The organism is Comamonas sp. B-9 (assembly GCF_000410635.1).
Classification (GTDB): Bacteria; Pseudomonadota; Gammaproteobacteria; order Burkholderiales; family Burkholderiaceae_C; genus Comamonas.
Genome location: NZ_KE148601.1, coordinates 55,487 through 68,767, shown reverse-complemented (window position 1 = coordinate 68,767; position 13,281 = coordinate 55,487). Strand labels below are relative to the sequence as shown.

The window sequence follows — 13,281 nt, the reverse complement described above, 5'->3', positions numbered from 1 at the left end:
GCTGGCAGAGCGCGAACAGGTGCCGGTGGCGCAAGGCACGCACAGCGCCACCAGCCTGGCGCAGGCCCAGGCCTTCATGCAGCAGCTGGGTGGGCCGGTGATGCTCAAGGCGCTGGCAGGCGGCGGCGGGCGGGGCATGCGCGCGGTGATGGCCGTGGAAGACCTGGGCGCAGCCTTTGACCGCTGCAGCTCCGAAGCGCTGAGCGCCTTTGGCCGCAGCGATCTGTATGTGGAGCAGCTCATCGGCGGCGCCCGCCATATTGAGGTGCAGATCGTGGGCGACGGCAGCGGCGCGGTGCAGCACCTGTTTGAGCGCGATTGCACTTTGCAGCGCCGCCACCAAAAGCTGCTGGAGATTGCACCCAGCCCCTTTATCAGCGAAGCGCTGCGCGCGCAGCTCGTGCAGCACGCCTGCCGCCTGGGCGCCGCAATGCACTACCAAGGCCTGGGCACGGTGGAGTTCCTCGTCGACAGCCGCAGCGGCCAGTACATCTTTATCGAATGCAATCCGCGCCTGCAGGTGGAGCACACTATCACCGAGGCCATCACCGGGCTGGACCTGGTGGCGCTGCAGTTTGCGCTGGCCGATGGCGCCAGCCTGCAGGACCTGGGCCTGGACCAGGCAATGCCGCTGCCCCGCCAGTTTGCGCTGCAGGCGCGTGTGAACATGGAGAGCATGCAGCCCGATGCCCAGGCCCTGCCCACCGGCGGCACCTTGGCGCGCTTTGAGCCGCCCACCGGCCCGGGCGTGCGCGTGGACAGCTTTGGCTATACCGGCTACGAGACCTCGGGCAACTATGACTCCCTGCTCGCCAAGGTCATCGTCAGCGGCCCCAGCCAGTTTGGCGTGCTCTGCGCCAAGGCCGAGCGTGCGCTGGCCGAGTTCCATATCCAGGGCCTGGAGACCAACCTGGACTACCTGCGTGCGCTGCTGCGCGATGCGCAGGTGCTGCGTGGAGATATCGACACCACCTATGTGGAACGCCAAGGCCCGGCGCTGCATGCAGCGGCCACTGCACTGGCAGCACAGCGCCAGGCTGACCCACAGAGCACCAGCCAGAACGCCGCACAGACCGGCACCAGCGACGAGCCCGCGTTGCCCGAAGGTGCCCATGCGGTGCGCGCTGCGATGCGCGGGCGGCTGATTGCGCTGGAGCGGGATGCCGATACGGTGCAGGCCAAGGGTGCCTCGGTGGCGGTGCTGGAGGCCATGAAGCTCGAGCACAGCGTGGACCTGGCCCAGGGCGGCCGCTTTGTGGCGCGCGCGGCGCTGCTGGGCGAGGTGGTGGCGGCGGGCACCCTGCTCGGCTGGGTGCTGCCCGATGCATCGGCCGATGCGATGGCCGCAGAGCAGCAACAGGCCGACCTCGATGCGATCCGCCCCGACCTGGCCAAGGTGCTGCAGCGCCAGCAGGGCCTGATGGATTCGGCCCGCCCTGAAGCGGTGGCCAAGCGCCGGCGCCATGGCAAGAACACCGCACGCGAGAACCTGGAGCAGTTGCTCGATGCCGGCAGCCTGGTGGAATACGGCGGCCTGACCCTGGCCATGCAGCGCGGGCGCCGCAGCGAGGAAGAGCTGATTCGCCTCAGCCCCGCCGACGGCACCATCACCGGCCTGGGCCGCATCAACGGCCAGCAGTTTGGGCCCGAGCAGTCGCGCTGCGCGGTGATGGCCTATGACTACACGGTGTTTGCCGGCACCCAGGGCTTTATGGCCCACCGCAAGATGGACCGCATCGTGCACACCAGCGAACGCCTGGGCCTGCCCTTTGTGCTGTTTGCCGAAGGCGGCGGCGGGAGGCCCGGCGACACCGACTATGTGGGCGTGTCGGGGCTGGAGTTCACGACCTTCACGCACATGGCACGGCTGTCGGGCAAGGTGCCCACCATCGGCGTGGTCTCGGGCCGCTGCTTTGCCGGCAATGCCGCCTTGCTGGGCTGCTGCGATGTGATCATCGCGACGCAGGATGCCAGCATCGGCATGGCCGGCCCGGCGATGATCGAAGGCGGCGGTCTGGGCGTGGTGGCGGCCGACGACGTAGGGCCCGTGGGCGTGCAGACCCGCAATGGCGTGATCGACCTGCTGGCCCGCGACGAGACCGAGGCGGTGACCCTGGCCCAGACCTACCTGGGCTTTGTACAGGGCAAGCTGCCGCCCGGCGCGCATGCCGACCAGCGCCTGCTGCGCGCGCTGGTGCCCGAGAACCGGGTCAAGGGCTACGACATCCGCGCGGTGGTGCAGACCTTGTTTGACAGCGGCAGTTTTCTGGAACTGCGCGAGCACTTTGGCCGCAGCGTCGTCACCGGCTTTGCCCGGCTGGAAGGCCAGGCCGTGGGCGTGCTGGCCAACGATGGCAGCCACCTGGGCGGCGCGCTCGATGCCAACAGCGCAGACAAGATATCGCGCTTTCTGGAGCTGTGCGACAACTACGGCCTGCCGGTCGTGTCGCTGTGCGATACGCCGGGCTTCATGGTGGGACCCGAGAGCGAGAAGGCTGCAGCCGTGCGGCACTTTGCCCGCATCTTTGTGACGGCCAGCCATATCAAGGTACCCGTGCTGGCCATTGTGCTGCGCAAGGCCTATGGCCTGGGCGCGCAGGCCATGCTGGGCGGCAACCTGTTTGTGCCGGTGGCCACCGTGGCCTGGCCCACCGGCGAGCTGGGGCCCATGGGCATCGAAGGCTCGGTGCGCCTGGCCTACCGGCGCGAGTTGGAAGCGCTGGAGGACGCTGCCGAGAAGGCCGCCTACTTCCAGGCCAAGACCGATGAGATCTACGCCCAGGGCAAGGCGCTGAACGTGGCCAGCTACAACGAGATCGACGATGTGATCGACCCGGCGCAGACACGCAACTGGCTGGCCAGCATGCTCGCCAGCCTGCCAGCAGCCAGCCCAGGGCGGGCGGCCTCGGGGGTATCGCCCTGGTAGGCAACCCGCCCCCGCCTCAGCCAAACACTGCGACCGAGATCCCCAAAAACACCAGGACCGTAGGAGACACCATGAGCCCCATCGCATACCGGCAACAAGAAAAGCCCTTGCATGAGTACCTGCGCCAGCATGCGCGCACCCAGCCCGACAAGCCCGCCTTTATCTGGTACGGAACCGCCATCAGCTGGGCCCAGCTGGACCAGATGAGCGATACCTTTGCGCACCAGCTGCAGCAGCGCGGCGTGGCCAAGGGGGACCGGGTGGCCCTCTTCATGCAGAACTGCCCGCAGTACGTGATTGCGCATATCGGCATCCAGAAGCTCGGCGCGGTGGTGGGGCCCTGCAGCCCGCTGTTCAAGGGCCATGAGCTGGAGTACCAGCTCTCTGACCTGGGCGCCAAGGTGATCGTCGCAGCCGATGTGCTCTACGAGATCGTGCAGGCGGCACGCCCCAAGACGGCGATTGAACATGTGTTCCTCACCCACTACGCCGACCTGCTGCCGGCCCAGCCGACGATCGACCTGCCCGCCGAGATCGGCACGCCCAAGCGCCATATCGATGGCACGACAGACTTTGTGGACTGCCTGCGCACGCCCCTGCCCGCGCCCGATGTGGGCCCGCTGGACATGGACGATGTGGCCCTGATGACCTATACCTCAGGGACGACCGGCCTGCCCAAGGGGGCGATGCTGAGCTACCGCAACGCGCTGTTCAAGGCCCATGCGGCAGCGGACAACAATCCGATCCGCGATGACGACACCATGCTGGCCGTCGCGCCGCTCAACCACATTGCAGGCATGCTGATCGGCCTCAATGTCACGCTCTACACCGGCATCCGCTGCGTGCTGCTGTACCGCTTTGACCCCGTGCAGGTGCTGCAGGCGCTGGCGCGCTACCGGGTGAGCTGGTGGTACAGCGTGGCGAGCATGAATGCAGCGGTGATGCAGGTTGACGCTGCGCACAGCTACGACCTCAGCGCGCTGCGCATCAACCCCAGCACCAGCTTTGGCATCACCATCAACCAGGCGCTGGCCGAGCAGTGGCGCGGCTTTGCGCCCAACTGCCAGCTGTTTGAGGTGACCTATGGCATGTCCGAAACCCACACCTGGGACACCTCGATGCCCGTCGATGCCATCAAATGGGGCGCGCACGGCATTCCGATCGAAGGGGTGGAATGCCGCGTGATCGATGCGGGCACCGGCCAGGACCTGCCAGCTGGCCAAGTCGGCGAGCTGGTCTTGCGCAGCCCGGGCAACTTCAAGGGCTACTGGAACAAGCCCGAGGCGACGGCCAGCACCTTGAAGGACGGCTGGGTGCATACCGGCGATATGGCCAAGATCGACAGCGATGGCTACCTGACCTTTGCCGGCCGCTTCAAGGAGATGATCAAGGTCTCGGGCTACAGCGTCTTCCCCGAGGAGGTCGAGTCCATCATGATCAAGCATCCCTCGGTCGCCCAGGTGGCGGTGATCGGCATCGATGACCCGAACAAAGGCCAGGCCGTCAAGGCGGTGGTGATTGCCCGCAAGGGCGCGCCGGCAGTGAGCGCGCAGCAGCTGATCGACTGGTGCCGCGAGCAGATGTCGGTCTACAAGGCACCGCGCGAGATCGAGTTTCGGGAGGCACTGCCCACGACGGGTACCGGCAAGGTGCTGCGGCGCCTGTTGAAGGATCCGCAGAAAGCGAGCGCCGCATGAACGCGCAAGCCCACCCCGATGCGGCGCTGGATAACCAGGCGCTGCTGGAGCTGTTGCAGCGCGATGGCGAACTGGCCACCGAGCGCCTGGCACACTGGGCGCGTACCAAGGGCGACCAGCTCTTCTACCTGTATGGCGAAGACGATGTGCGCCTGAGCTATGCCGAGTTTGACCGCATCACCGATGCCATCGCTGGCAACCTGGCAGCTGCCGGCATCGGCCGGGGCATGCCGGTGTCGGTGTTCATGCGCAACCAGCTCATCAGCGCCTTGGCGATGTTTGGCATCTGGAAGGCCGGCGCCATCTTTGCGCCGATCAATTTTGGGCTGACTGAGCGCCTGCTGGCCTACCAGATTGGCGACACCCAGCCGGTGATGCTGCTGGCCGAGCGCGCACTGGTACCGGCGCTCAACGCGATCGTCGACGAGCTGGCCCAGGTCGCGCCCTTGGCCCATGTGGTGGTCTACGAGCCACCCGCCGCCAGCCATGATGCGGTGACAGGCGGCGTGCCCTACCGCGGCCCGCATGCGGAGACGGACTGGGCCGCGCTACTGCAGCCCGCAGCCAAACCGGATGTGGCGCTGGCCTATGACGACCTGTGCAACATCATCTACACCTCGGGCACCACCGGGCCATCGAAAGGCGTGGTGCAGAGCCACCGCTGGATGAACCAGTACACCTTCCTGTTCCGCCAGATGCTCAATGGCCATGACGTGGTCTACAACGACTTGCCGATGTACCACGTGGGCGGCGCGGTGTTCAATGTGGTGCGGGCGGTGTGGGCCGGCAGTGGCCTGGCCTGCTGGGACCGCTTCAGCCCCAATGACTTTTGGCGCCGCATTGCAGTCAGCGGCGCCACCAGTGCGGTACTGGTGGACACGATGATCTCCTGGCTGGCCAAGGCAGCGCCAGCAGCCACCGACCACCACAACAGCCTCAACAAGGTCTATATGCAGCCGCTGCCCCAGCGCCATGCGGAGATTGCGCGCCGCTTTGGTTTTGACTTTGTGACCGCCGGCTTTGGCCAGACGGAGTCGGGCATGTCCTGCTTCACGGTCATCGAAGAGACGGACGCCAGCTGCGAATCCCCGCCCGCCTACCGGCGCGGCCAGACGCGCGAGTCCATCCGAGCGCAGGTGGCGGCCCTGGGCCTGGAGCTGCTGGGCCCCGCGCAAGCGGGCCAGGTGGGCAAGGGCTACCTGGGCCATCCGAGCCTCTTTGTAGAGGCCGCCGTGCTGGACGAACGCGATGGCGAGTGCCCTGTGGGCGTGGCCGGGCAGCTGGCTTTTCGGTCGAAGCTGCCCTATTACCTGCTGGTCGAATACCTGGGCAAGCCCCAGGCCACCGCCAAGGCCTTTCGCAACCTCTGGTTCCACACCGGCGACTCGGCGCTGCGCCATGCCGATGGCAGCCTGAGCTTTGTCGACCGCATGGGCGACCGCATCCGGGTGCGCGGCGAGAACATCTCGTCCTTCCATATCGAGGACATGGTCAACCAGTACCCGGCCGTCGAGATGACGGCCGCCTTTGCCATTCCCGCGCACGAGGGCGATGAGGACGATGTCGTCGTCTATGTCGTGGCGCGCGAGCAGCAGCTGATCGACCGCCAGGCGCTGCATGCCTGGTGCGACAGCAAGATGCCCAAGTTCATGCGGCCGCGCCATATCCGCGTGGTCGAGCAGTTCCCGCGCACGCTGACGCAAAAGATCGAGAAGTTCAAGCTCAAGGCGATGATCCTGGCCGAGCTGCAGGGCCAGCCTGCCAACGAGACAGCGGCCACGCCACCCACCAAGGAGGGCCGCATGACCTGATACCTCCGCCCTGCCCCACCCAGCTTTGCGCCAAACCCTTTGTGTGATCCGCTACGCCGTGCCCACCAGGCCCAACCCCTTGCCCTGAACCCTTTGACAGCGGGGCAAACCCACCTGGCCGTGGCCAACGATAAAAATACCAGGAGACCATTTCCATGAAGTTCAGAACCACTTGTTTGACGACCCTGCTTGCATCTGTTGGCCTGGCCTCTGGCGCATGGGCGCAGGGCATATCCGACAACGCCGTGCGCATAGGGGTGATCAGCGACACCTCCAGCGCCTACGCCGATATTGGCGGCAAGGGCACGGTCGCGGCGGCCACGATGGCGATCAAGGATTTTGGCGGCACGGTGCTGGGCAAGCCGATCGAGCTGCTGTCGGTGGACCACCAGAACAAGGCCGACATTGGTGCCACCCGCGCCCGCGAATGGTTTGACCGCGAGAACGTGGACATGGTCATCGGCCTGGGCAACACCGCCGTGCACAACGCAGTCGCCACCGTGGCCAAGGAAAAGAACAAGGTGCTGATCAACACCGAGGCGGGCTCGAGCTCGATCACCGGCGAGAACTGCGCAGCCAACATCGTGCACTACACCTACGACACCTATGCCACGGCCAACAGCACCGTCAAGGCGGTGACCGAGGGCGGCGCCAAGAGCTGGTACATCGTGGCGGTGGACTATGCCTTTGGCCAGGCACTGTCCAACGACATCACGGCCGCCGTCGACAAGAACGGCGGCAAGGTGATCGGCACCGTCAAGCACCCACTCAATGCGCCCGATTTCTCGTCCTACATGCTGACGGCGCAAGCCTCCAAGTCCGATGTGATTGCGCTGGCCAATGGCGTGAACGACACCATCAACTCCATCAAGAGCGCGCGCCAGTTCGGCATCACCGACAAGCAAAAGGTGGCCGCAGCGCTGATGTTCATCTCGGACGTGCATGCGCTGGGCCTCAAGACCGCCCAGGGCATGTATGCGACGACGGCTTTCTACTGGGACCGCACGCCCGAGAGCCGCGCCTGGTCGCAAAAGTACTTCAAGGTCATGAACAGGATGCCGACCATGGCCCAGGCCGGCACCTACTCGGCGGTGATGCACTACCTCAAGGCGGTCGAAGCGGCGGGCACCGACGAGACCGCTGCGGTAATGACCGCGATGAAGAAGATGCCTATCAAAGACTTTTTCAGCGACGACGGCAAGATCCGCGAGGACGGCCGCATGGTGCATGACATGTACCTGGTGCAGGTCAAAAAGCCCGAGGAGTCCAAGGCGCCTTGGGACTACTACAAGATCATCGCCACCATCCCGGGCGACCAGGCCTTCCGGCCGCTGTCCGAGGGCAAGTGTCCGCTGGTCAAGTCTTGATGGGCATCAGCCACTGACGGCCCCCAGCGCTGCGCCCCGGCACATCTGGCTCAGCCATTAGCTGGGCTGCTGCGGCAGCGGCTGGCTCATGGCCGGCCGCTGCGCACCATGCCCAGCCAACTGCAACGCCCTGCTCACGATGCCCCTGGGCTGCGCGTATATTGTCAGCCTAGGGAAACTTTTGGAGCCTTGCATGCTGTTGGATGGTGTTCGCGTCATAGCACCCAGTTGCTACCCCGAAGACGCATGGAATGAGGCGGAGGTTCTAGGCGGCATGGTGTGGCTGTGGAACCAGCACAGCTACTACCGCCAGGGCTCGGTCGAATCGGCGATGGAAATACTGACCGCGATCATCGCTTCGCGCCATTTCTGCTTCTTTGTCAAAGACCAGCAACCTTTGGGCTATGTCAATTGGGCCTTTCTGAATGAACAGGACGAGCAGGCCTACATCCACAAAACCGAGCCCTATGCGGCTTTTTTGGACCGTCCCCACGATGGCAGCACGCCAGTGCGCATGTGGATGCTGTCCTGGTTCTTTCCCGCAGGCGGCGGCACAGTCGCCAAGCGCCTGCTGAGAAAGCATGTGCTCAAGGCGGAGCGGGCCTATTTCCTCTACCACAAGCCCGCCACAGGCACGGTAACGACCAAGTTCTTCTCCGGCCTGGAGCGGGGCCGCTAAATTGGCGCTGCAGGCCGAGCGCTGCACACAGCGCCCCATGCAGCCACACTGCTTGAACAAGCAGCATGGCTTTGTTGGGGCTAGCGGTTCATCGGTACCCGCCTTCGGCGCTGGCGCTTAAGACTTGGGCTGCCTCTCATCGCGTTGGCGCCGCCAGGCCAGCATGCCGATCAGGGCGGCCAGCCCTCCCAAGGCCAAAGGCGCATTGACGGGTACACGGGCCAGATCACCCGTGCCTCTAGTCAGCTGGTTGCTAATGGTGGCGGTAGCCGTCTGCCCGGCCACAATGCGGCCAGGCTGGGTATAGACAGGTGGCGCCCAGACCAGGCCATCGGGGGCAGCCGGCAAGGTTTCAGTCACCGTGCATTGGCTCCCTTCTGGCACTGCAATCGGGGCGGCACTGCCCAGGTTACCCGCCACAGCGATGCTGCCAGCGGTGTTGAAGTTCGGGCTGACGCAGGCGACGCTGAAGCTGATGCTGCCGCTGTACGCAGCAGCACCTGCGGGCACGAGCACCGCCTTGTTCACCTGCAGCGTCCCCATGGCCTGCATCGTATTGGAAAGCGTATTGGTAATGGTGGCCGTCTGCTCCTGGCCAGCGAGCACCGGGGTGATCGCCGAGTAAGCCGGTGGCCCCCAGGCATAGCCAGCCGGTGCTGCAGGCAAGGTCTCACTCAATGCGCACTGGCTGCCCGCTGGCACCGTGATGGCGCTGGATGCACCCAGGTTGTTGGCCACGGTGATGCTGCCATGGTGCGTCGCGCCGCTGTCGCAGCTCAGCGCAAAATCAATGCTGCCATTAAAGGGCGCGGCGCCCGCCGGTGCGTTAACCTCTTTGCGCACCACAATGGATCCAGTGCCAAGCCTGGACTGCAAGTACCAGTTGTTGCCCACCTTGACCAGCGCATAAACAAAGCTGCCCTGCGCGATGGAGCCACCATCGAGTGTGAAGGTCGCGGCGGAATTGCCCGAGACCTCGACCACCAAGATCCCGTTCCCGGTGGTGAGCGCGCCTGCGCAAGCCGCGCCCGCCGCAGGTGTTACCTTAAGCACCGTGCTGCCACTGGTGTCTCCCACCACCTTCAGCACATCGGAGGGTGCGCTGCTGTCGCCCAGACAGGTATCGACCGCCAGCACTGCCGCATTGCTGCCGCTATAGCTGGGCTGGATGGTCAGCACATCATTGGGCTCGCTGTCCACCAAATTGGTGGTCGAGGCATCCGAGTTGACCGGTCCGTTCATCACAAAGGCCCCAGCACCCGCCTTGAAGGCATCCAGCCGCGAGCCTGCCGCCATGCCAAAGCTGGTGTAGGTGGAGGTTTTGTCGCCGTTCGTCTTCTCGGCTAGGGCCCAGACGGAGGCATGGTTCAGCGCGATATCGAGGCTGGAGTTGACATAGGACTTGTTGCTCAACCCTCTTGCCACGCTGGCGTTGTCCAAGCTCAACTGGGCCGAACTGGCCGCCGCCGAGCTGCGGTACTGGATGATGTCCACCAGATAGCCATTGCTCGCTGCAGTCAGGTCTGAGCCTTTGTCAAACAGCATCTGCACATCCTGCTGCCCGCTGTCGACCAGCAGCAGCGGCGCCGTCGCCGACTGGGTCGTTAGCGTGGCTTTGCCAAATTGCGCCTGGATGCCTTGCGAATCCACGCTGGTACCCCAGTCATCAATCCCGATGGCCAGCGCAGAACGGCTGGCCTGGATGTTGGCAGAGCTGTTGGCGCCGTTTGCCAGCAACTGCGAGCCGGTGACGGCCAGCTTGATGGCCGGGCTCATATAGGGCTCGCTGCCTCCCAGCGCCGGGTCCATCGTGATCTGCATCGCCCCCTGAGACGTGACCAAGCCCTTGCCGGTACCGATGGCCCGCGATTTGCCAATTTTGATGGCGCTGCTGTCGGCGACCGCGCCGCTTCTGGTCAACGTGATCGTGCTGTCGTTGAGCACCACCTGCGAAACGGCCTCACCGCCACTGCTGGCGGCAGCCCCGGACACATAAATGCCCTCCAGGCGTGCACCGGTCATCGACATACCGAGCCGCCCCTTGATCTCGATCTTGCCCGAGCTGCCATTGCCCGCATCCTGGTAGGCGCCCTGGATGGCCCGCAGGCCGGCGTTCAGGATGGGGTTCTTGGTTCCTCCCGACGAAGTCTGGTTGAGGGTCAGGTTATCGAGCGTCACCGTCGTGAAAGTGCCGTTGCGTGCGGTATTGCCCGTCCCTCCTTCGCCCGACACCACGCTGGACCCGGCCAGCACGCCATAGATCGCGGCACCACCGGTGGTATTGCCTCCGCTATAGCTCATGGCCGCTGTGATGTTGGTATTGGCCGCACTGATGTTGACACCACTGTGGCTGCCGATGCTGGTCGCATTGTCTGTCGTCGCCACATCCAGCGTGATATTGCCCGCCTGCATGGACGCATTTCTCGCTCCAGGTGCACCTGGGCCGGTAGCGTACTGGTTGCCGATGCCGCCATAGCCCCCACTGACATGGGCTTGGACATTGGCATTGCCAATGGTCAGCACGCCATCCAGGTTGGAGCGGGCTAGCAGGTAAAAGCTGGCAGTGGCTGGCTGCGTCAGCAATCCTGCCGTAGCTGGCACCACGGTGCAGGTGGCATCGGCCCCTGAGTTGCCTGGCAGGTAGGAGCCATCGGCTGCCTGGCTGCAGTTTTGTGCCTGGGCCAGCGCTGCAGTGCACAGCAACACAGCGCCCACCGTCGTTTGCTTGCCTGCACGCTTGGTGATTTCGGAGCATGCCACCCAGGCCCCGAGCGCTGCGCTCCACTTGCTGGTGTAGGTTTTATTCATGTCACTCCTTTGAATTATCCGTCGACAGAATATCCATCAACAAAATACAAATAACACTTGATTGTGGGCCTCATCAAATGAAATGTCGAGAATCGAAAACGCCCACTAAATGTCAACCAATGTGAATACAGCAGCAGTGCCTGATTTAGCCCGAATGCTTCAGACACAACAAGAAACAGATCTATTGATTCAGCTCAAGAAAATACGCTCTTGGTTGCACCCGCTGGCACTTTGAAGAGCTCACCACCCGGCACGACGAGATGGCAAGCATTTGACTTTCATGAAAAAAGTACCACCTCGGTGATCAATGTCGATCAGCCTACCCAACGGAATCCATGGCTTTCTCAGCTCTTCATTTTCAGTTTCTGCCTATACCGCAACTTATGCACCCGGGAATTTCCATTACGCCCCTTTAAAAATACGTCCCTGGCATAGGCAAGTTATCACTGAAAATCTGACACAGCTACAAATGTCAATTAATGTCATCCGATCAATTAATTGATCACCTAATGCTATAAATAAAACCTAATTTAAATCTCAGGCACCGACATTTGCTGCCTGCGCACGTCCTATACCGTCGCTGTTGACCATGCTTTTGAACTTACCGATTCTTTCTTCTTCGCTCATGGGTCTGGCCTTGGCGGCCCCATTGATGGCCCAGGCCCAACTGGTCTACCGGCCAGACAGCCCGCTCGGTATTCCCACCTTTACCTGCAGCAACGCCTCCGAGCCCTTTCTGACAGCAGCGGCACTCAAGGATCCGGGGCAGGTGCTCAACACCCAAGCCACCAGCATCAGCGACCGAGGCAACCAGCAGCGCTGGGCCTATGCCTTCAATCCCGCAGCGCCGGGCTCGCACACCATTCCACAAGCCACGGCCGGGGCCACCGAAGAGATCCCCACGTCGCTGACCTTTGCCGGCAATGCAGTGCCCGCCGCGCTCAGCAGCCTGCCCACCATGGCCTGGCAGCATTTCTCGGGCCGTGAGGTGTTTGCTTATAGCGGCGGCACGCTAACAAGCCCCCAACTGGGCACCGCCCAATCGCTCAGCTCGGTGGGCTTCTACCTGGCCAATCCCAATGGGGGCGCGCCCTCCAACCAGACGCGGTTCTTGCGCTACCAGTTCTATCTGGCACCTGAGGCCGATGCGGCCACCTACCAGCTGAGCTTGAGCGGCGTGGGCGCCGATGACCAGATTGCCGGCTACTACATCAACGGCGTGCTGAGCGGCACCAGTCCAGTGCTGGGCGCAGGTCCCACTGCGGATCTGCAGTGGAAAACGGGCCTCAATACGCTGACCGTGGCCCTCTATGACACCATCCCATCAGCTACACGCTTGGTCGTAGGCGGCGCGACTGCGTCTGCCTGCATTCCGCAAACCCTTGCCGTAACGCTGGCCGTGCAGGCGCCGCTCATCACCACCGCGCAGACGCAGGTGCTGAGTGGCATCGCAACGTCGGCGGCACCGGGCGGCGGCGCATCCACGCCCTTGCCCCCGGGCACCACCATCACCTTGCAACTCTCCGGCCCCGATGGATTTAGCGCCAGCCAGACCACCACCGTCATCGGCAGTGGTGGCGCGTATTCACTGACCTGGCCGGCTGGCCTGGCGCCCGGCAACTACGAGGTCATTGCCCTCCTCAGCGACCAGCCAGGCGTGCAATCGAGCGTGGGCAGCTTTACCGTGCAAGCGGTGGTCGTGCCGCCCCCTCCGCCACCGCCGCCGCCCACCACGCCGCAGGCTGTGCCAGCGCTGGCTCCCTGGGCCACCATCGGCTTGGGAGCGTTGCTTGCCCTGCTGGGCAGGCAGCGCCTGCGCCGCCGTACAGGCTGATCCGATCCAAGGCCGCCTTCGGGCGGCTTTATTTATCTATCTGATGGATCATGACAACAATTAGCTGCATATCCATTTATTTTCAGAGAGAGTGCCTACCACGTCACAAGGACGAGCGCGGAGGTGCTTGGGGGGAGATGACAGCTAGGAAATTGCTTT

The 13,281-nt window shown here is 63.8% G+C and carries 7 protein-coding genes; 6 read left to right on the top strand and 1 reads right to left on the bottom strand.

Going from position 1 to position 13,281, the window contains the following annotated elements; translation table 11 throughout:
- The 5 genes from H928_RS28180 to H928_RS0115625 all read left to right on the top strand — a co-directional run.
- Window positions 1-2,926 (top strand): carboxyl transferase domain-containing protein (locus H928_RS28180; RefSeq protein ID WP_043340449.1); only part of this gene is annotated, 2,926 nt, incomplete at its 5' end.
- Between the two features lie 71 nt (window positions 2,927-2,997).
- The gene (locus H928_RS0115640; protein WP_021027355.1) at window positions 2,998-4,623 is read left to right on the top strand and encodes an AMP-binding protein; all 1,626 of its coding nucleotides are present in this window, start codon (window positions 2,998-3,000) and stop codon (window positions 4,621-4,623) included.
- Window positions 4,620-6,434: a class I adenylate-forming enzyme family protein gene (locus tag H928_RS28175; RefSeq protein ID WP_021027354.1), complete on the top strand. Its 1,815-nt coding sequence runs from the start codon at window positions 4,620-4,622 to the stop codon at window positions 6,432-6,434. Before H928_RS0115640 ends, H928_RS28175 begins: the two co-directional genes overlap by 4 nt.
- A gap of 155 nt (window positions 6,435-6,589) precedes the next feature.
- Window positions 6,590-7,801 (top strand): ABC transporter substrate-binding protein, encoded by a 1,212-nt coding sequence (locus tag H928_RS0115630; RefSeq protein WP_027011004.1) that lies wholly within the window; start codon window positions 6,590-6,592, stop codon window positions 7,799-7,801.
- 193 nt (window positions 7,802-7,994) lie between these two features.
- The gene (locus tag H928_RS0115625) at window positions 7,995-8,480 is read left to right on the top strand and encodes a toxin-activating lysine-acyltransferase (protein WP_158400557.1); all 486 of its coding nucleotides are present in this window, start codon (window positions 7,995-7,997) and stop codon (window positions 8,478-8,480) included.
- 117 nt (window positions 8,481-8,597) lie between these two features.
- On the opposite strand, the gene H928_RS28170 is transcribed toward H928_RS0115625, so the two are convergent.
- Complete coding sequence (locus H928_RS28170; protein WP_021027351.1) at window positions 8,598-11,288, bottom strand: DUF5979 domain-containing protein; 2,691 nt, start codon at window positions 11,286-11,288, stop codon at window positions 8,598-8,600.
- Window positions 11,289-11,877: 589 nt separating this feature from the next.
- Between H928_RS28170 and H928_RS0115615 the strand changes: the two genes are divergently transcribed.
- Window positions 11,878-13,122 carry a hypothetical protein gene (locus tag H928_RS0115615; protein ID WP_158400555.1) on the top strand — a complete coding sequence of 415 codons (1,245 nt, stop codon included), beginning with the start codon at window positions 11,878-11,880 and terminating at the stop codon, window positions 13,120-13,122.
- Window positions 13,123-13,281: the final 159 nt, after the last annotated feature.